The organism is Agromyces soli, assembly GCF_022811605.1.
Classification (GTDB): domain Bacteria; phylum Actinomycetota; class Actinomycetes; order Actinomycetales; family Microbacteriaceae; genus Agromyces; species Agromyces soli.
Window position 1 is genome coordinate 2159791 of sequence record NZ_CP094533.1, and the last position, 20102, is coordinate 2179892.

At 72.8% G+C, this 20102-nt stretch carries 16 protein-coding genes; 14 read left to right on the forward strand and 2 right to left on the reverse strand.

What is annotated here, in order from left to right; all coding sequences use genetic code 11:
• Positions 1-99: 99 nt before the first annotated feature.
• Complete coding sequence (locus MTP13_RS10435) at positions 100-2529, forward strand: DNA polymerase III subunit gamma and tau (protein WP_243567683.1); 2430 nt, start codon at positions 100-102, stop codon at positions 2527-2529.
• 3 nt (positions 2530-2532) lie between these two features.
• Positions 2533-3129 carry a recombination mediator RecR gene (recR, locus tag MTP13_RS10440; protein WP_243567685.1) on the forward strand — a complete coding sequence of 199 codons (597 nt, stop codon included), beginning with the start codon at positions 2533-2535 and terminating at the stop codon, positions 3127-3129.
• Between the two features lie 51 nt (positions 3130-3180).
• Here recR and MTP13_RS10445 read toward each other — a convergent pair whose 3' ends face one another.
• A complete protein-coding gene (locus MTP13_RS10445) occupies positions 3181-3687 on the reverse strand; it encodes a hypothetical protein (RefSeq protein ID WP_243567687.1) in 507 nt (168 codons plus the stop codon).
• 131 nt (positions 3688-3818) lie between these two features.
• Here MTP13_RS10445 and MTP13_RS10450 point away from each other — a divergent pair, with 131 nt between their 5' ends.
• The 7 genes from MTP13_RS10450 to MTP13_RS10480 all read left to right on the forward strand — a co-directional run bounded on the left by MTP13_RS10450 (position 3819) and on the right by MTP13_RS10480 (position 12168).
• Complete coding sequence (locus MTP13_RS10450) at positions 3819-4211, forward strand: nuclear transport factor 2 family protein (RefSeq protein ID WP_243567688.1); 393 nt, start codon at positions 3819-3821, stop codon at positions 4209-4211.
• Positions 4212-4349: 138 nt separating this feature from the next.
• On the forward strand, positions 4350-5624 hold the full coding sequence (locus tag MTP13_RS10455; protein ID WP_243567689.1) for an aspartate kinase: 1275 nt from the start codon (positions 4350-4352) through the stop codon (positions 5622-5624).
• 167 nt (positions 5625-5791) lie between these two features.
• Entirely contained in the window at positions 5792-6847 is a 1056-nt protein-coding gene (locus MTP13_RS10460) for an aspartate-semialdehyde dehydrogenase (RefSeq protein WP_243567691.1), read from the forward strand.
• 348 nt (positions 6848-7195) lie between these two features.
• A complete protein-coding gene (locus MTP13_RS10465) occupies positions 7196-8494 on the forward strand; it encodes an ABC transporter substrate-binding protein (protein WP_243567692.1) in 1299 nt (432 codons plus the stop codon).
• A gap of 1 nt (position 8495) precedes the next feature.
• The gene (locus tag MTP13_RS10470; RefSeq protein WP_243567693.1) at positions 8496-9464 is read left to right on the forward strand and encodes a carbohydrate ABC transporter permease; all 969 of its coding nucleotides are present in this window, start codon (positions 8496-8498) and stop codon (positions 9462-9464) included.
• Positions 9461-10402, forward strand: a complete 942-nt coding sequence (locus tag MTP13_RS10475) for a carbohydrate ABC transporter permease (protein ID WP_243567694.1) — start codon at positions 9461-9463, stop codon at positions 10400-10402. The genes MTP13_RS10470 and MTP13_RS10475 overlap by 4 nt, the downstream gene beginning before the upstream one ends.
• A complete protein-coding gene (locus MTP13_RS10480) occupies positions 10399-12168 on the forward strand; it encodes an amylo-alpha-1,6-glucosidase (protein ID WP_243567695.1) in 1770 nt (589 codons plus the stop codon). The genes MTP13_RS10475 and MTP13_RS10480 overlap by 4 nt, the downstream gene beginning before the upstream one ends.
• A gap of 48 nt (positions 12169-12216) precedes the next feature.
• Here the strand turns inward: MTP13_RS10480 and MTP13_RS10485 are convergent, their stop codons facing one another.
• The gene (locus MTP13_RS10485) at positions 12217-12873 is read right to left on the reverse strand and encodes a GntR family transcriptional regulator (RefSeq protein WP_243567696.1); all 657 of its coding nucleotides are present in this window, start codon (positions 12871-12873) and stop codon (positions 12217-12219) included.
• Between the two features lie 177 nt (positions 12874-13050).
• Between MTP13_RS10485 and MTP13_RS10490 the strand changes: the two genes are divergently transcribed.
• From MTP13_RS10490 to MTP13_RS10510, 5 genes are read left to right on the forward strand one after another with little or no spacing between them, the layout of a single operon-like run.
• On the forward strand, positions 13051-15123 hold the full coding sequence (locus MTP13_RS10490) for a beta-galactosidase (RefSeq protein WP_243567697.1): 2073 nt from the start codon (positions 13051-13053) through the stop codon (positions 15121-15123).
• Positions 15124-15131: 8 nt separating this feature from the next.
• Positions 15132-16544 (forward strand): aminomethyl-transferring glycine dehydrogenase subunit GcvPA, encoded by a 1413-nt coding sequence (gene gcvPA, locus MTP13_RS10495; protein WP_243567699.1) that lies wholly within the window; start codon positions 15132-15134, stop codon positions 16542-16544.
• Entirely contained in the window at positions 16541-18169 is a 1629-nt protein-coding gene (gene gcvPB, locus MTP13_RS10500; protein WP_243567703.1) for an aminomethyl-transferring glycine dehydrogenase subunit GcvPB, read from the forward strand. Before gcvPA ends, gcvPB begins: the two co-directional genes overlap by 4 nt.
• A 2-nt stretch (positions 18170-18171) precedes the next feature.
• The gene (locus MTP13_RS10505) at positions 18172-19353 is read left to right on the forward strand and encodes an ATP-NAD kinase family protein (protein ID WP_243567705.1); all 1182 of its coding nucleotides are present in this window, start codon (positions 18172-18174) and stop codon (positions 19351-19353) included.
• Positions 19343-20101, forward strand: a complete 759-nt coding sequence (locus tag MTP13_RS10510; RefSeq protein ID WP_243567706.1) for an SDR family NAD(P)-dependent oxidoreductase — start codon at positions 19343-19345, stop codon at positions 20099-20101. Before MTP13_RS10505 ends, MTP13_RS10510 begins: the two co-directional genes overlap by 11 nt.
• The last annotated feature ends 1 nt before the right edge of the window (position 20102 follow it).

Genomic DNA, 20102 nt, shown 5'->3' on the forward strand with positions numbered 1-20102 from the left:
TCCGCCGGTCCGGCGATGGCATCCGGCGTCCTGGCATGCTACGCCCGCCGGATGCCCCGATGGGGGAGGCGTGTCGGCGGGGGTGGCTACGATTGTGTGGTGGTCACCGCCCTCTATCGCCGCTACCGGCCCGAGACCTTCGCCGAGATGATCGGCCAATCGCAGGTCACCGAGCCGTTGATGACCGCGCTGCGCACCGATCGGGTGAACCACGCCTATCTGTTCAGCGGCCCGCGCGGCTGCGGCAAGACCACCTCGGCCCGCATCCTCGCCCGCTGCCTGAACTGCGCCGAGGGCCCCACCGACTCACCGTGCGGCGTCTGCCCCAGCTGCGTCGAACTCGCCCGCGGTGGCGGCGGCTCGCTCGACGTCGTCGAGATCGACGCGGCCAGCCACGGCGGCGTCGACGATGCGCGCGACCTGCGCGAGCGCGCGATCTTCGCCCCGGCGCGCGACCGCTTCAAGATCTTCATCATCGACGAGGCGCACATGGTGACCTCCGGCGGCTTCAACGCGCTGCTGAAGATCGTCGAAGAGCCGCCGGAGCACGTCAAGTTCGTCTTCGCCACGACCGAGCCCGAGAAGGTGCTCGGCACCATCCGCTCGCGCACCCACCACTACCCGTTCCGCCTCGTGCCGCCCGCGCCCATGCTCGAGTACGTGCAGCAGCTCTGCGCCGAAGAGGGCATCCAGGTCGAGCCCGGCGTGCTCGCCCTCGTCGTGCGGGCCGGCGGCGGTTCTCCGCGAGACACCCTCTCGCTCCTCGATCAGCTCATCGCCGGCTCCGAAGGCTCGACCATCGACTACGAGCGCGCCGTCGCGCTGCTGGGGTACACCCACGGCGCCCTGCTCGACGAGGTCATCGACGCGATCGGCGTCCGCGACTCGGCGGGGGCGTTCGCCGCCGCCGACCGGGTCGTGCAGACCGGGCAAGACCCGCGCCGCTTCGTCGAAGACCTGCTCGAGCGCCTGCGCGATCTCATCGTGGTCGCGGCGTCGTCGCCCGAAGCCGCCGCCGCGGTGCTCCGCGGGGTGCCCGACGACGAGCTCGCGCGCATGGCCGTGCAGGCCCGCGCCTTCGGGCCCGCCGAGCTGTCGCGCGTCGCCGACCTCGTCAACCAGACCCTCACCGAGATGACCGGGGCCACCTCCCCGCGGCTGCACCTCGAGCTCATGCTCGCCCGAGTGCTCGTGCCGCCGACCGCGGTGGGCGGCGTGCCTGCCGCACCGGCTGCCGCGTCGGCGCAGGCGGTCGCGCCCGCGCCGGCTGCGGCGCCCGCGGTCCGGCAGCCTGCCGCTCCTGCTGCGGCTCCCGGCCCTGCGGCGGCTGCCGCTCCTGCGGCCGCTGCCGCGCCGAAGCGTGAGCCGGCCCGACCTGAGCCCGCGTCGCCCGGCGGCTCCTCGCCTGAGCCGGAGAGCGCCGAGCCCGCCGCCGCAGCCGAACCGCCTGCCGCGACCGAAGCTCCGTCCGACGCGGCGCCCGCGGCCGCACCGACGGCACCCGCGCCCAAGCCGAGCGGTCCGATCTCGCTGCCGCAGTTCCGCGACGCGTGGCCCGAGGTGCTGTCGGTGCTGCAGAGCCGCAAGCGCACGGCCTGGATGGTCGCGTTCACGGCGAAGGTCCGCGACTACCGCGACGGCGACGTGCTCGTGCTCTCGTTCCCGAGCGTGCAGGACGTCGAGGGCTTCCGCGGCGGCCCGCCCGGGCAGAGCGTCGCCGAACTGCTGCGCGAGGCCATCGAGCACGTGCTCGGCGTGCGCGTGAAGTACATCGCGAAGCCCGAGGCCGCGTTCGCGGGCGAGCCGGCACCGGCCGAGCGGGCGCCCGCTGGGGCCCCGGCCGCCGGCAGTCAGCCCGACCCCGCCGACGGGGCACGACAACCGGCCTCGTCCTCGCTGTCCGCGACGTCGACGACCGTCGCCGCGCCCGCGCCGAAGTCGGCGGCACGACCGGCAGCCGCAGACGCAGCGCCCGTCGACGTAGGGCCTGTCGACGCAGGGCCCGTCGACTCCTGGGCGACGGTGGCGATCCCGCGCGAAGAGCCCGCAGCCGTCGAGCCCGCGCCGATCGGCGCCGTCGCCGCGTCGCTCTCGCCCGCGCCGCCCGCGCCCACCGCTCGGCCGGCCGCGGCGCCGGCGACGACGCGCGACGACGAGCCCCCGGCCCCCGACGACGCCGATGCACCGCCGGAAGACCACGAGCCGCCGTTCGACCCGGGCCCCGAGCCCGAGCTCGACGCGACCCCGGTGCGCGAGGCATCCGCACCGAGCGAACGGGCTCCGCAGCGCGCGGCGACCCAGCCGGCGGCGGGGGTGAGCGCACCCGCGCAGCGGGCAGCCGAGCCGCCGCGCGCGCCCGCCGCTCAGCGACCGTCCGCCGCGCCCCGCGGCGGACGTGCCGGCGGGTCCTCCGGCGGCTTCCAGCGCTACGGCGAGGCCGTCGTCCGCGAGGTGCTCGGCGCGACCTTCCTCGAAGAGGTCGAGGCGCCGCCGCCCCCCGGTCGTGGCGGCTACGGGGAGCGTGGCTAACCCGTGTACGAAGGCATCGTCCAGGAGCTGATCGACGAGCTCGGCCGCCTGCCCGGTATCGGGCCGAAGTCGGCGCAGCGCATCGCGTTCCACATCGTGCAGACCGAGCACTTCGACGTCACCCGACTCGCCGAGGTGCTGCTCGAGGTGCGCGACAAGGTGCGATTCTGCGACATCTGCGGCAACGTGTCCGAGCAGGCGACGTGCTCGATCTGCCGCGACCCACGACGCGACGCCACCCTGATCTGCGTGGTCGAAGAGGCGAAGGACGTCGTCGCGATCGAGCGCACCCGGGAGTTCCGCGGGCTGTACCACGTGCTCGGGGGCGCGATCAGCCCGATCGACGGCATCGGCCCCGACGAGCTGCGCATCCGGCAGCTCATGCAGCGGCTCGCCGACGGCACCGTGCGCGAGGTCATCATCGCGACCGACCCGAACCTCGAGGGCGAGGCGACCGCGACCTACCTCAGCCGCCTGCTCACGACGCTCGAGATCCGGGTCACGCGCCTCGCCTCCGGCCTCCCCGTCGGCGGCGACCTCGAGTACGCCGACGAGGTCACCCTCGGCCGCGCCTTCGAGGGCCGCCGCGTCGTCGGCTGAGCCGGCCCGGCGCTGCGTCGTCGGCCGAACCTGGCGCGCATCGCCGCACGGTCAGCGCAGCACTTCGACGAGCACGACCCAGGCGTGCACGATCGACGCGGCGATCGCGAGCAGCGTGCCCGCAGCGAGCAGCCACAGGCCCGCACCGCCGCCGCCGTCGCCCGCGATCACGATGAGGAGCGCCCCCGCGAGGTACGCGAGGAGCGGCAGCACCCCCGCGATCGACTTCCCGAACCGGACGCCGAAGGTCGGGCTCTGCGCGCGATCCGCGAAGACGCTGCGCACGGCATGCACCTGGAACGCGGTCGCCGCGAGCGCGGCGAGCAGCACCTCGAGCCCGAAGAGCCGGGCGGGCTGGGCCGGCGCGATCGCGAGCCCGGTCGTGACGATCGCGAGCACGAGCGTCGCGAGACTCCCCGCGATGCGCGCCGTGAGCGAGGACTCGCCGGTGATCCGGGCGATGTTCACCGACATCGCGACGATCAGCAGACCTGCGAGCGCCGCGGTCGCGCCGACCATCGCGACGTTGAACTCCGCCCACTCCCGCAGTTCCGGCATGGGGCGATGGTAGCGCCGTGGCAGGGCGGCGCGACAGGGTCCGCGGGCGGTTGACGCGGCCGGGCGGCGGGCGTAGGAAGGCCGGGACGAACCGTGGGCGATCGTCGCCCGCCGTCGAGGGAGGATCCGGGATGCACGGCAAGGCAGACGGGGAGCGGACGGCGCCGAGCGAGCGGCTGGCCGAGTGGATGGCGGGCTATCTGCGCGCCTGGCGCGGCAACGACGCGGACGAGATCGGTGCGCTGTTCAGCGACGACGCGGTGTACCTGACCGCACCCGACGCGGAACCGAGACGCGGCCGTGAGGCGATCGTCGCGGGCTGGCTCGAGGACGCCGACGCGCCGGGGGAGTGGTCGTTCGACTGGTGGGTGCTGCACGAGGCCCCCGGCGTCGCGTTCGTGCAGGGGCGCACCGAGTATCCCGCGGAGCGCGACTACCTGAACCTCTGGGTCATCCGCTTCGCCGACGACGGCCGGGCGGACGAGTTCACCGAGTGGTACCTGGCGCGCCCGCACGGGGCCTGACCCGGCTCCCCGCGGCGGCGAGGGTCCGACGTCCGGCGGCGGTGTCACATGGCGATCGGGGAATGCCGCCAGCCGTATGATGAAGACTCCGACGACGGGCCCGTCGGCCCGCGCGCGCCCAGAACCCCGGGAGGCCACGTGAGCTTGATCGTGCAGAAGTTCGGCGGATCGTCCGTCGCCGACGCCGAGAGCATCAAGCGGGTCGCGAAGCGCATCGTCGAGACGCGCAAGGCGGGCAACGACGTGGTCGTCGCCGTCTCGGCCATGGGCGACAGCACCGACGAGCTGCTCGACCTCGCGAACGAGGTCACGCCGATCCAGGCGCCGCGCGAGCTCGACATGCTCCTCTCGGCTGGCGAGCGCATCTCGATGGCGCTCCTCGCGATGGCCATCAAGAGCATGGGGCACGACGCGCGCAGCTTCACCGGCAGCCAGGCCGGCATGATCACGGATGCCACGCACGGCGCGGCCCGCATCGTCGACGTCACCCCGGTGCGACTGCGCGAGGCGCTCGACGACGGCGCCATCGTCATCGTCGCCGGCTTCCAGGGCTTCAGCCGCGAGTCGCGCGACATCACGACCCTCGGCCGGGGCGGCAGCGACACCACCGCCGTCGCGCTCGCCGCCGCGCTCGAGGCCGACGTCTGCGAGATCTACACCGACGTCGACGGCGTCTACACCGCCGACCCCCGCGTCGTGAAGCGCGCGCACAAGCTCGGCCGGGTGACGAGCGAGGAGATGCTCGAGCTCGCTGCCTCCGGCGCCAAGGTGCTGCACATCCGCGCCGTCGAGTACGCGCGCCGCCACGGCGTGACCCTGCACGTGCGCTCGTCGTTCAACAACACCGAGGGGACCGTCGTGTACGACCCCTCGCGCGCCCCCGAAGGAGCCGAAGTGGAAGAATCCGTCATCGCCGGCGTCGCCGTCGACCTCTCCGAGGCCAAGATCACGGTCGTCGGGGTCCCCGACAAGCCGGGCGTCGCCGCCAAGATCTTCAAGATCGTCGCCGCCACGAACGCGAACGTCGACGTCATCGTGCAGAACGTCTCGGCCGCCGCCACCGGCAAGACCGACATCTCCTTCACGCTGCCGAAGGCGGACGGCGAGAAGGCGCTCACCGCCCTCGCCGGTGCCCAGGAGGCCATCGGCTTCGGCTCGCTGCAGTACGACGACCAGATCGGCAAGCTCTCGATCGTCGGCAACGCGATGCGCAACGCCTCCGGCGTCTCCGCGAAGCTCTTCGAGGCCCTCTACGAGGCCGGCATCAACATCGAGATGATCTCGACCTCCGAGATCCGCATCTCGGTCGTCACCCGCGCCGACAGCGTCAACCAGGCCGCCATCGCCGTGCACACGGCGTTCGGCCTCGACGCTGCCGAGGACGCCGTCGTGCACGCGGGCACCGGCCGCTGAGTCCGGGCGAACGGTTCGGATGCCGCGGCGCCGCGCCGGCGCATCCGGCCGAAGCATCCCGCCGGAATGCGTGACGTTCCTGCCAATCCGGCCGCTGATCGCGCAGTTCCGGCCGGCAGCCGCCCGACGTCGGGCACACTTGAAGAGCCACGAGTAAGAGGGACAACATGAGCAACGGTGTGAACATCGGCGTCGTCGGCGCCACCGGTCAGGTCGGCGCGGTCGTGCGCCGCCTGCTCGAGGAGCGGGACTTCCCGGTCGCGAGCATCCGCTTCTTCGCCTCCGCCCGCTCGGCGGGCACGACCCTGCCGTTCAAGGGCGAGCAGATCGTCGTCGAGGACGCCTCGACGGCCGACCCGACGGGCCTCGACCTCGCGATCTTCTCCGCGGGCGCCACGCTCTCGAAGGCCCAGGCGCCGCGGTTCGCCGCGGCCGGCGTCACGGTGATCGACAACTCGAGCGGCTGGCGGATGGACCCCGACGTGCCGCTCGTCGTGAGCGAGGTGAACCCGCACGCCATCGACGAGGCGCGCAAGGGCATCATCGCGAACCCGAACTGCACGACGATGGCCGCGATGCCCGTGCTGAAGGTGCTGCACGAGGAGGCCGGCCTCGAGCGGCTCATGATCTCGACCTACCAGGCGGTCTCCGGCGCCGGGCTCGCGGGCGGCGAGGAACTGCTTGAGCAGGCCCGCGCGGCTGTCGCGCAGGACGCGATCGAGCTCGTCCACGACGGCGCCGCGGTGCGCTTCCCCGAGCCGGTGAAGTTCCCCCGGCCGATCGCCTTCGACGTGATCCCGCTCGCCGGCTCGATCGTCGACGACGGCGACAACGAGACCGACGAGGAGAAGAAGCTGCGCAACGAGAGCCGCAAGATCCTCGAGCTGCCGGGCCTCCGCGTGGCGGGCACCTGCGTGCGCGTGCCGGTGTTCACCGGGCACTCCCTCTCGATCCATGCGGAGTTCGCGAACGAGCTCACCCCCGAGCGGGCGACCGAGCTGCTCGCCGCCGCCCCCGGCGTCGAGCTCAGCGACGTGCCGACGCCGCTCCAGGCCGCCGGCAGCGACCCGAGCTACGTGGGCCGCATCCGTGCCGACCAGTCGGCGCCCGAGGGCAAGGGCCTCGTGCTCTTCGTTTCGAACGACAACCTGCGCAAGGGTGCGGCGCTGAACGCCGTGCAGATCGCCGAGCTCGTCGCCGCGAAGCTGCCCGCCGCCGTCTGAGCCGCGCTGCCCGAACGCCCCGAGGCCTCCCGGCCCCGGGGCGTTCGTGCGTCGCAGGCGCGCTGCTCCGGCATCCGCGCCGCCCGCGCTCCAGCCCCGCGCTGCCCGCCGCCCCGTCTCCACAGGCGACAACTCAGGAGCAACCCGATCGGCATCCCCGGAATCCCGCGGATGCGCGAATGCCTCGACGCCCATAACCGCCAGATGTTCCTGAGTTGTGTGAGGGAGGCGCGAGGGAGAGGAGGGGATCTTGACGGGGCTGAGTTTTGTATACAGAATACTGGGTAGCAGTTCCCCCGACCGGCGCTCGTCGCCGGCTCCTCCTGCAATGACGAAAGAGGTAGCGGAATGGCCCGCGCGAACTCGAAGATGAGGCGGCTGTTGGCGATCGGCGCAGCGAGCGCTCTCGCCATCGGCCTGGCAGCGTGCAGCGGTGGGGGAGGTGCAAAGGACGCGAACACCGTCGTGTGGTCGACCTGGGGAACCGCCGAGGAGCTCACCCGGTACCAGGACTTCAACAAGGAGTTCATGAAGCGCCACCCCGACATCACCGTGAAGCTCCAGCCGGTCGCGAGCTATGAGGAGTACCACTCGAAGCTCCTCGCTCAGCTCGCCAGCAACACCGCCCCCGACGTCTTCTACGTCGGCGACGACAAGATGGGGCAGTTCGTCGACTCCGGCCGGCTCATGCCGCTGAAGAAGCTGATGGAGTCGAAGGACAGCCAGACGAAGCCCGACGACTTCTTCCCCGGCCTCTTCGGCGCGGCCGAGCAGGACGGCGAGTACTACGGCGCCCCGAACGACTCGAACCCCGACGTGCTCTGGTACGACAAGACGGCGCTCGCCGCGGCCGGCATCACCGAGGACCCGGCCGCGCTCGCCGAGCAGGGCGAGTGGACGACCGAGAAGTACCTCGAGATGAACGCCAAGCTCAAGGACGCCGGGCTCACCGGCTCGATGTTCTGGAACTACTGGGCGACGCACTGGAGCTGGCTCTCCTCGCAGGGCCTGCCCGCGCCGTACGACGAGTCGGGCGCGTTCACCGCGAACAGCGACCCGGCGAGCGTGGCCGCCATCGGCGAGCTCGGCTCGCAGTTCCAGGACGGCACCTTCGTCGTCGCGGACACCCTCCCCGACGGCGCCGGTGCGGACAGCATCTTCGTGACCCACAAGGCCGGCTTCTTCGTGCAGGGCCGCTACACGATCGGCACCGTGCAGACCGCGGGCGAGCCCGACGCGTACGACATCGTGCGCTGGCCGACCCCGGACGGCCAGGCCGCGCCGACCGGCGTCGCCGTCTCGTTCCTCGCGATCAACGGCAAGACGCAGGCGAAGGACGCCGCGTTCACCTTCTGGACCGAGTTCCTCTCGGCCGAGGGGCAGACGTTCCGCCTCGAGGGCGGCGGCAACGCCGTGCCGTCGATCAAGGGCGCCGACGACGTGGTGCTCGAGGACGGCTACCCGGCGCACGCCCAGACCTTCCTCGACATGCGCGACATCGGCTTCACCAACTACGCCGCCGAGGCGCGCGTGCCCGGCCTCTCGACGGGCATCAGCGACGAGTTCTTGAAGCTCTACCAGGGCAAGGCCGACGCGCAGCAGACGCTCGACGCGGCCGCAGCCCTCGCGGAGAAGTCGGGGAAGTAGCGTGAGCGATCTCGCCACCGGCGAGCGGATGCCGCAGGCGCTGCCTGCGGCATCCGCCCCGCCCGCGACACCCAGGAGGGAATCGGCCTGGCGCCGCCGCGACCGGCGCTGGGGCTACCTCTTCATCGGTCCGCAGCTGATCGGCATGACGGTCTTCGTCGTGCTGCCGTTCGCCGCGAGCCTCGTGCTCGCCTTCGCGAGCTGGGACGGCCTCAGCGACCTCAGCTGGGTCGGCTTCGAGAACTTCACCGCCCAGTTCCAGGACGAGCTCCTCTGGCGCTCGATCGTGAACACGCTGATCATCGCGGTCGTCACCGTGCCGATCGGCCTCGGGCTCGCGGTCGTCATCGCGGTCGCGCTCGAGCGCCTGAAGACCCGCGCCCTCTACCTCGTGCTGTTCTTCGCCCCGGTGGTCACCTCGACGGTCGCAGTCGCGATGATCTGGCAGCAGATGTTCCGCGCCGACGGCGTGCTCTCCACGACGATCGCGAACGTCTTCGGCATCGACCCGCCGGACTGGCTGGGCGACCCGAAGCTCGCCCTCCTCGCCGTGTGCATCGTGACGATCTGGTCGTCGCTCGGCCTGAACGTCGTCATCTTCCTCGCCGGGCTGCAGAACATCTCGCCCTCGGTGATCGAGGCGGCCCGCATCGACGGCGCCGGCGCGTGGCGGCTGTTCCGCAGCATCCGGCTGCCGCTGCTCTCGCCGATCGTGTTCTTCTCCTCAGTCGTCGCGTTCATCTCCTCGCTGCAGACCTTCGACACGGTGTACGTGCTGGTCTCGAACGCGGGCCCCGACAACGCGACCCGCACGATCGTCTACCACATCTACGATCTCGGCTTCGGCAAGTTCCAGATCGGCCCGTCGAGCGCGGCGAGCGTGATCCTGCTCCTGCTGACCCTCGTCATCACGGCGATCCAGTTCGGGGCCCAGAAGAAGTTCGTGCACTACGAGGACGACGCCGCATGAGTCTCACGAACCCCAGCCTCGTCGACGGCACCCAGCTGCCCCCGACCGACTCGACCATCGCGCTCAGCGCCCCGGGCTACCGGCCCCGCGCGCCGCGCACCGGCAAGGGCAAGCGGCGGCTCAGCCAGACGCTGCTGCACGCGCTGCTCGTCGTCGGCGGGCTCGCCATGGTGTTCCCGTTCCTCTGGATGCTGCTCACCTCGTTCAAGACGCTGCCGCAATTGCTGAAGGACCCGCTGTCGGTGCTGCCGCAGCCGTGGACCTTCGACAACTACGCGGACGCATGGAACGCGGTGCCGTTCGGCCAGGCGTACCTCAACAGCCTCTACATCGCGGCGCTCGTCGTCGCGGGCACCCTGCTCACGGCGTCGATGGCGGGCTACGCCTTCGCGCGGATCCGCTTCCGCGGGGCGAGGGTGCTCTTCATCCTGTTCCTCGCGACGCAGATGATCCCGAAGCAGGTGACGCTGATCCCGTTCTACCTGCTGATGACGCAGCTCGGCTGGGTCGACTCGCACCTGGCGCTGATCGTGCCGGGGCTGCTGGCGAACCCCTTCGCGGTGTTCCTCATGCGGCAGTTCGTGCTGTCGCTGCCGAAGGAGCTCGAGGAGGCCGCGATCGTCGACGGCGCCGGCCGCTGGCGGATCTTCTGGAGCATCATCCTGCCGAACCTGAAGCCCGGGCTCGCGGCGCTCAGCATCATCGTCGCGCTCGATGTGTGGAACGCCTTCCTGTTCCCGCTCGTGCTGCTGAACACGCCCGATCTCTTCACGGTGCCGCTGCTGCTCTCGGCGTTCCAGGGGCAGTTCGGCTCGGTCAACTACGGCCTGGTGATGGCGGCCAGCGCGATCTCGACGATCCCGATGCTCATCGTGTTCGTGATCGGGCAGCGCCGCATCCTGAACAGCATGGCCGCGTCGGGGCTGGGGGGACGATGACTGCACGGGCGGATGCCGCGGAGCTGGCGGGTCTCGCAGGCCTGCACCTCGACCTGGCGCGGGCGCCGTTCACGCTGCCGCGCTCGCGGGTGCTGGTGTTCCGGGCCGACCGCGAGGCCGCCGCGGAGCTGCTCGGCGCGGGCGCGGCGCCCCCGCCGGCGACGGCGTTGCGGGTGCACACCTCGGAGTACGAGCGCGGACTCGACGAGTGCCGGGTGCTCGACGAACTGCTGGTGCTGGATGCCTCGGGCGAGCCGCTCCCCGTCACCGGGGTGCTGCCGCACGCGATCGAGTTCGGCGGGGGAGCGGCCGTGCTCGGCTTCGCGGGCGCCGCGGCGCTCACGGTCGGAGCGACGGGCGATGCTCCGCTGTCCGTGGAGTGGCTGCGGCCCGACGGCGGGCGCGAGCGCCGGGGGCTCGGCGGACCGGGCGGCGCGGTCCGGCTGACGGTCGGCGCCGAGCGCGCCATGCGCGCCGAGGCATCCACCGCGCACCTCGCCGAGCTCGCCGAGAGCGAGACGGTCTGGCTCGACTGGTTCGCGAAGTGCCCCGTGGTGCGCTCCGAGCTGCAGCCCATGGCGGCCTTCTGCTGGTGGGTGCTCGGCGCGAACGTCGTGGAGCTGCCCGCGCTCGGCTCGGCGCGCGGCGTCGTGCCGTCGAAGATCGGCTACGTCGGCGTCTGGCAGTGGGACGCGTACTTCATCGCGCTCGGGCTGCGGCACGGCGATCCGGCGCTCGCGCGCGAGCAGCTCGAGATCGCGTTCCGCTTCCCGAGCGCCGACGGGCAATTGCCGGACGTGGTGCACGAGGAGGGCGTGCTCGCGACGAGCGACGACCTGCCGCAGGCGGATCGCGATCGGCTGCGCCGCGCGGGCTCGGACATCGCCGACCCGGCCGCTCCCGTACCGCTCACGAAGCCGCCGCTCGCGGCGTGGGCGCTCGCGAAGGTGCTCGAGGTCGAGGATCGGCCCGACTGGGCGCGCGAGCAGCTCGCCGTGATCCGACGATCGCAGGATTGGTGGTTCGCGGGCAGCGACCTCGACGGCGACGGTCTGCCCGAGTACGGGCACCCCTACTCCTCGGGGCTCGACGACAGCCCGATCTTCGACGGCCCGCTGCCGACGACGGCGCCCGATCTCGGCGCATACCTGGTGCTGCAGGACCTCGAGCTCGCCCGGCTCGCCGAGCGCTACGGCGCGGATGCCGCGGGCGATCCTGCGGCGCACCGCGACCGCGCCGCCGCCACGATGCAGCGGCTGCTCGGACTCTGGGACGCCGAGCGCGGCCGGTTCACGGCGCGGGCCGCGGGGGAGCGGGTCGCGAGCGACACGATCGTGGGCTTCATGCCGCTGCTCACCGGCGAGCTGCCCGCCCCGGTGCTCGACGCGCTCGAGGCGGCGCTCGCCGATCCGGCGCGCTACGCGACACCATGGGCGGTGCCGACCGTGTCGGCCGCCGATCCGGACTTCTCGACGGAGCGGATGTGGCGCGGGCCCGTCTGGGTGAACACGAACCGGCTCATCGTGGAGGGGCTGCGCCGCTCCGGGCGGCCAGAGCTCGCCCGCGAGCTCGCCGAGCGGACCGTGGCCCTCGTCGTGCACGGCGGCGGCCCGCACGAGTACTTCAACCCGGAGACGGGGCGGAAGGCGCGCACGGCGACGACGGCGTTCGGCTGGTCGGCGGCCCTCTTCCTCGACCTCGCCGTCGAGCTCAGCGTGGATGCGGAGGACTTTCGCGGCGCGGGAGGAGCGGATTCGCCGGTGTGACCTCCGAGCGTGCCGATCTCCTCCCGGCCGGGGATGGAGCCGGGCGGCTCAGGCCGTGAAGTACGGGCTGGACGCGTTCTCGAGGATGCGGCGCATGCCGTGCATCCAGTTCGCCTTGAGCGCGAGGATCGCGCCCGGCACATCGCCCTCGACGAGGCGCGCGGCGACCGCGGCGTGCTCGGCGGCGACGCGTTCGACCATGGCGTCGTTCGGCACGAGCAGCGACTCGTACCGGTGGAAGGAGCCGCGCACGCTCGCGATGACGTCGAGCAGCCGCTGGTTCGGGCAGGCCGAGAGCATGAGGCCGTGCCACTCGTCGTCCTTCGCGACGATGAAGGCGTGCTCGACGAGCTCCTGGTCGAACTCGGCCGCGAGGGCGGCGAGGCGCACACCGATGCGCTGCAGCTCCTCGACGGGGCTCAGCTCGAGGGCGAGGCTCTCGAGCGCGGCGAGCACCGGGGCGAGGTCCTCGAACTCGCTGGCGCTCAGCGGCATGAAGCGGAACCCCTTGCCGTTCTCGCTCGTGATCTGCCCTTCGCTCTCGAGCGCGATGAGCGCCTCGCGGAGCGGGGTGCGGCTGACGCCGAGCTCGGCGGCGAGCTGGACCTCGTTGATGCCCTCGCCGGGCTGCACCGCGCCCGCTCGCATGCGCGTGAGGAGCTCCTCGCGCACCTGTGAGCGCAGGTTCTTGCGTTCGATCGCCATCTTCGCCCTCCGGGCCGTTCGGCCGTCGCGGGCAAGCCTAGGGGGTGGTGCGGGGCTTGACCGGTTCCGGCATCCGGTTTACGGTGTGTATACAGAATACATTCTGCAGGTGGTGGTGTACACCCATCCACGAGGTGGCACCCGAACCGGAACCGACCCACTCAGAGAGGAGCAGGTGTGGCAGGCGACGCGCCCCGCGGCATCCGACTCGATGCCCTCGCCTACGGCGGCGACTACAACCCCGACCAGTGGTCGGAGGAGGTCTGGCTCGAGGACGCCCGGCTCATGCGCGAGGCGGGCGTCAACCTGGTGAGCCTCCCGGTGTTCAGCTGGCCGCAGCTCGAGGTCGCGCCCGGCGTCTACGAGTGGGGCTGGCTCGACCGCGTGCTCGAGATCCTGAGCGACGCCGGCATCCGCATCGACCTCGCCACCGCGACCGCGACCCCGCCCGCCTGGCTCGTGCGCAGCCACCCCGAGATGCTGCCCTGGAACGAGGACGGCCAGCGGCTCGAGTTCGGCTCCCGGCAGGCGTACTGCCCGAGCTCGCCGATCTGGCGCGAGCACGTCGCCCGCATGACCCGGGCAATGGCCGAGCGCTACGGCGAGCACCCCGGCCTCGCCCTCTGGCACGTGTCGAACGAGTACGGCGACCACGTCTCGCGCTGCTGGTGCCCCGAGTCGGCCCGGCACTTCCGCCGCTGGTTGGAAGCCCGCTACGGCGGGCTCGACGGGCTGAACGCGGCCTGGGGCGTGAACGTCTGGGGCCAGCGCTACACCGCGTGGGAGCAGATCGAGCCGCCGCGGCGCGCGACCGGACCGGTGAACCCCACCCAGCTGCTCGACTTCGAGCGCTTCTCGTCCGACGCGCTGCTCGAGCTCTTCCAGCTCGAAATCGACGTCCTGCGCGAGATCACCCCCGAGATCGCGGTCACGACGAACTTCATGAGCCTGCTGCGCGACCTCGACTACTGGGACTTCGCCGCCGTCGAGGACCTCGTCACCGACGACGCCTACCCCGATCCCGCCGATCCGCTCGCGCATGTCCCCGCCGCGCTCAACTACGGCTCCATGCGCTCGCTGAAGGGAGGGCGGCCATGGCTGCTCCTCGAGCAGGCGCCCAGCGGCGTCAGCTGGCGCGAGGTCAACGTGCCGAAGGCGCCCGGCCAGATGCGCATCGGCAGCCTGCAGGCGATCGCGCACGGCTCCGACGGGGCGATGTGCTTCCAGTGGCGGCAGGCGAAGTACGGCCAGGAGAAGTTCCACTCCGCGATGCTCGGCCACCGCGGCGAGGCCTCCCGCACCTTCCAGGAGGCGAAGGCCTTCGGCGCCGAGCTCCGCCGCCTCGAGCCCGTGCGCGGCACCGGGGTGCGCTCCCGGATCGCGCTCGTCGTCGACTACGACTCGTGGTGGGGGAGCTCGGCGGCCGAGTCGCTGCCCTCGCAGCGGCTGAACTGGCTCGCCCAGGCCCGCGCCTGGCACTCGGCCCTGCACGCGCTCGGCCACCCCGTCGACACCGTGCCCGCGAGCGGGCCGTTCGACGGCTACGAGCTCGTCGTCGCCCCGAACCTCTACGTCGCCGACGCCGAGCAGGCCGCGGCGCTCAGCGCCTTCGTCGCTCGCGGCGGGCAGCTCGTCGTCGGGCCGTTCTCCGGGGTCGTCGACGCCGACGAGCACGTGCACGACGGGGGAGCGCCCGGCCCGCTGCGCGGCCTCCTCGGCGTCGAGGTCGACGAGGTCTGGCCCGTCGCCGACGGCCGCGCCGAGCGCGTCGCCCTCGCCGGCGGCCCGACGTTCGACGCGCCGGTCTGGGGCGAGTGGCTCGAAGCGGCGGGCGCCGAGACCGTCGCCGCGTACGACTCGGGCGAGCTCGCCGGGCGGCCGGCGATCACCCGACGGGGAGCGGATGCCTCGGCCGGCGCCGCCTGGTACGTGAGCTGCGTGCTCGAGCCCGCGGGACTCGTCGCGCTCTTCCGGCGAGTGCTCGCGGCCGCCGGGCTGCCCGCCCGCGACCGCATCGACCCGATGCTCGAGGCCGTCACCCGGGCCGACGACGACACCGACTACACCTTCGTGCTGAACCACGGGCGCGACGAGCTCACGGTCGACGTGCCCCGGGGCGCACGCGATCTGCTCGGCGACGGCGCCGCGCTCGGCCCGACGCTCACCCTGTCACGCTTCGGCGCCGCGGTGCTCGCCAGCCCGCGCGCGGCCGAGCCGCCGTTCATCACCATCACCGCCCCCGAGGACTGAGGATCCACATGACCGAGCCATCGGCTGCCTTCGTGCACCCGTACCTGCCCAACTCCGCACCCGAGGTGCGCCGCGAGATGCTCGACGCCGTCGGCGCGGCATCCGTCGACGAGTTCTACGCCGACGTGCCGGAGGCGCTGCGCCTCGGCCGTCCGCTCGAGCTGCCCGCGCCGCTCCTCGCCGAGCAGGATCTCGCGCGGCACGTGCGCGGCCTCCTCGCGAAGAACCGCTCCACCGAGGACCGGCTGAGCTTCCTCGGCCACGGCACCTACCGGCACTACGTACCAGCCGTCGTCGACGAGGTGATCAACCGCAGCGAGTTCCTCACCGCGTACGCGGGGGAGCCCTACGAGGACCACGGTCGCTTCCAGGCCCTGTTCCAGTACCAGTCGCTCATGGCCGAACTGCTCGCCATGGACGTCGTGAACGTGCCGACCTACGACGGCTACCAGGCGACCGCGACCGCGCTCGCCATGGCCGGGCGGCTCACCGGCCGCCGCCGAGTCCTCGTCGTGAGCGACGTGCTGCCCGAGAAGCACTCGAAGGTGCACGACTTCGTGCGCGTGCACCTCGAGCTCGAACTCGTCCCGACCGCGGGCGGCACCGCCGACGTCGCGGCCGCCGCGGCCCGGCTCGGCGACGACGTCGCCGCGATCTGGGTCGAGACGCCGAGCGCGACGGGCGCGGTCGAGGCGGCGCTGCCCGCCCTCGCGACCGCGGCGCACGCGGCGGGCGCGCTGCTCGTCGTCGGCACCGATCCGATCGGCTACGGCGTGCTCACCCCGCCCGCCGAGCAGGGGGCCGACGTCGTCTGCGGCGACATCCAGTCGCTCGGCCTGCACCAGTGGTTCGGCGGCGCGCACGGCGGCTTCATCGCCGTCGCCGACGACGAGGCCCTGGTCATGGAGCTGCCCTCGCGGCTGTTCGGGCTCGCGAGCACCGACGTGCCCGGCGAGGTCGGTTTCGGCGACGTCGCCTACGAGCGCACCTCCTTCGCCCGGCGCGAGGAGGGCAAGGAGTGGGTCGGCACCGCCGCCGCCCTGTGGGGCATCGCCGCGGGCGTCTATCTCGCGCTGATGGGCCCGGCCGGCATGGCCGAACTCGGCGAACTGCTGCTCGCCCGCACCCGCTACGCCCAGCAGCGGCTCGCCGCCGTGCCCGGCGTGCGCCTCGGCGACGACGCGCTGCACCTGCGCGAGTTCACCGTCGACGTGTCCGGCACGGGGCGCAGCGCCGCCGAGCTCGTCGCCGCCCTCCGCGCCGAGGGCATCGAGCCGGGCATCGTCGTCGGCGAAGAGCTGCTGCTCGTCTGCGTCACCGAGCTCACCGGCCAGGCCGACATCGACCGCCTCGCGACCTGCCTCGCCGCCGCCTGCGGCACCCCATCCGACCGTCAGATCCCCCAGGAGCAGCGCGCATGAGCCTCCCCCTCGCCCCGAAGCCCGCCATCCGCCGCTTCCACCAGGCCCGCTGGGACGAACCCGTCATCTTCGAGCTGTCGACCCCCGGGGAGCGCGGCGTGCTCGTTCCCGCCGTCGAGCCCGGCGTCCGCGACGCCGTCGGCGACGTGCTCGCCGAGCTCCCGGCCGGCCTCCGCCGGGCGGCCCCGCCCGCGCTGCCCGAGATGGCGCAGATGCGCGTGCTGAAGCACTACCTGCGGCTCTCGCAGGAGAACCTCGGCGCCGACCTGAACGTCGATATCGGTCAGGGCACCTGCACCATGAAGTACTCGCCCAAGATCAACGACCAGCTCGTCGCCACTCCGCAGCTCACCGCGATGCACCCGCTGCAGGACCCGGCCGATGCGCAGGGCGTGCTCGAGATCGTGTGGCGGCTCGAGCGGATGCTCGCGGAGATCTCCGGCATGGACGAGGTCTCGCTGCAGACCCAGGGCGGCTCGGCCGCGATCTGGGCGAACATCGCCATGATCCGCGCGTACCACGAGGCGAACGGCGAGGGCGAGCAGCGCCGCGAGGTCATCACCACCATCTTCAGCCACCCCTCGAACGCCGCCGCCGCGAAGGCCGCCGGCTACGAGGTCGTCACCATTCACCCGGACGCCGACGGCTATCCGGACCTCGCCGCGCTGAAGGCGGCGCTCTCGCCGCGGACGGCCGCGATCATGGTTACGAACCCCGAGGACACCGGCATCTACAACCCGGCGATCACGGAGTGGGTGGATGCCGCGCACGCCGTCGGCGCCCTCGCCTCCTACGACCAGGCGAATGCCAACGGCATCCTCGGCATCACCCGGGCGCGCGACGCCGGCTTCGACGTCTGCCACTTCAACCTGCACAAGACCTTCTCGACCCCGCACGGCTGCGGCGGCCCCGGCTCCGGCGCGAACGCGGTGAGCGCGGCGCTGGCGCCGTTCCTGCCCGGCCCGCGGATCGTGCGGATCGGCGAGGGCGACGACGCGCGCTTCGAGGTGCAGGGCGCGGGCCCGCAGTCGATCGGCACGGTCGCGCCGTTCTTCGGCGTCGTGCCGAACCTGGTCCGCGCCTACGCCTGGATCATGGCGCTCGGTGCGGAGGGGCTCCTCGCCGCCGCCGAGACCGCCGTGCTGAACAACAACTACCTGCTCGCCAAGGTACTCGAGATCCCGGGGGCGTCGGCGCCGTACGCGAGCGGTCGCCGGCGCATCGAGCAGGTGCGGTACTCCTGGCAGGAGCTGTACGAGGAGACGGGCATCACCTCCGAGGAGATCGGGGTGCGGATGTCGGACTTCGGCATGCACTACTGGACCAGCCACCACCCCTACGTGGTGCCGCAGCCGTTCACCCTCGAGCCGACCGAGTCGTACTCGAAGGCCGAGCTCGACGAGTACGTCGCGGCGCTCGCCGAGGTGGCCCGCGAGGCCCGGGAGACCCCGGAGATCGTGCGCACCGCGCCGCACCGGCAGAGCGTGCACCACACCCATCACGACGATCTCGACGACCCCGCACGCTGGGCCGTGACGTGGCGCGCGTACCTGCGGAAGTATCCCGAGGTGGCCGCCCGCCTGGCGGGCGAGCCCGAGTCGACGGCCGACGCCTCGGCGGCCTGACCGTGCTCGGCCTCGTGGTGAACCCGGTCGCGGGGGTCGGCGGCCCGGCGGGGCTCGGCGGCTCCGACGGGGCGGCCGCGCAGGCCAGTGCGGCCGAGCGCGGCGCGCAGCCGCGAGCGGGGGAGCGCGCGCGGCTCGCCCTCGAGCTCGTCCACGAGGCGATCGGCGGGCCGCTCGAGGTGCTGACGGCGGCCGGGCCGATGGGCGAGGACGCCGTTCGCGCCGCCGGCCTCGTGCCGCGGATCGTCGTGCGACCGGGCGCCGCGACGAGCCCGGCCGACACCGTTGCGGCCGCCGACGCGCTCGTCGCCGCGGGCGCGACACTCGTGCTCTTCGCCGGCGGCGACGGCACCGCCCGTGACGTCGCCAGGGGCCTCGACGCGGTCGGCGCCGGCGGAGGCGCCCGGGTCGCCGCGCTCGGCATCCCCGCCGGCGTCAAGATGTACTCGCCGGTCTTCGCGGTGAGCCCGCGGGCGGCGGGCGCGCTCGCCGCGGCCTGGCTCGACGGCGGGCTGCCGGTCGAGGAGCGCGAGGTGCTCGACCTCGACGAGGACGCGCTGCGTCTCGGCCGGGTCGAGCCGCGACTGCACGCCGCCATGCCGGTGCCGGTCCGCCGGGGTCGGACGCAGGCGCGCAAAGCGGCGACCCCGGCGAGCGAGGCGGCGGCCGTCTCGGCGGCGGTCGACGGGGTGCTCCGGCTGCTGCGGCCGGGCGTCCGGTACCTGCTCGGCCCCGGCGGCACGACGGCGGAGCTCGCGCGTCGGCTCGGCCTGCCGAAGACCCGGCTCGGGGTCGACGTCGTGCTCGACGGCCGGCTCCTCCGCGCCGCCGCGAGCGAGTCGGAGCTCCTCGACGAGATCGCCGCCGGACCCGCCCGGGCGGTCGTCTCGATCATCGGCGGGCAGGGGTTCCTCCTCGGCCGCGGCAACCAGCAGCTCTCCGCGCGTGTGCTCCGCGCCCTCGGCGAGGAGCCGCTGCTCGTCGTCGCCCCGGAGCAGAAGCTCGTCGAGCTCGGCGGGCGGCCGTTGCTCGTCGACACCGGCGACCCGGCGGTCGACCGCGCCCTCGCGGGCTTCGTCCGAGTCGTCACCGGGCCGGGCACCAGCAGCATCTCCCCTGTCAACGCACCAGACGCCGAGGCATCCTCCGCCTCGCGAACCGAAGGAGAAGGCCATGCGCCTTGAGAACAAGCAGGCCATCGTCACGGGCGGCGCGGGCGGCATCGGCCGCGCCTCGTCGCTCGCCCTCGCCGCCGAGGGCGCCCGGGTCGCCGTCGTCGACCTCGACGGCGCGGCCGCCGAGCGCGTCGCCGAGGAGATTCGCGCGGCCGGCGGCGAGGCCATCGCGATCGCGGCCGACGTGTCGAGCGAGGCCGACATCGCGCGCGTGGTGCGCGAGACCCAGGCGGCGTTCGGCGGCATCGACGTCGTCTTCAACAACGCCGGCATCATCCGCCGCACCACCGCCGTCGAGACGACGGTCGAGGAGTGGGACCGTGTGTTCGGCGTGAACGTGCGCTCGATCTTCCTCATGTGCAAGCACGTCGTGCCGGTCATGGCCGCGGCGGGCGGCGGCTCGATCGTGAACACCGGCTCGGGCTGGGGCCTGAAGGGCGGCGGGCAGGCGATCTCGTACTGCGCCTCGAAGGGCGCGGTCGTGAACATGACCCGTGCGCTCGCGATCGACCACGGCCCGCAGGGCATCCGGGTGAACTCGGTGAACCCGGGCGATGTGAACACCGGCATGCTCCGCGAGGAGGCGCGCCAGCTCGGGCAGGCCGAGGACGGCTTCCTCGCCGAGGCCGCAGACCGGCCGCTGCGCCGCATGGGCGAACCGCGCGAGATCGCCTCCGCGGTGGTCTGGCTCGCGAGCGACGAGTCGAGCTACGTGACGGGCTCCGCGCTCGTCGTCGACGGCGGCGGGATCGCCTGAG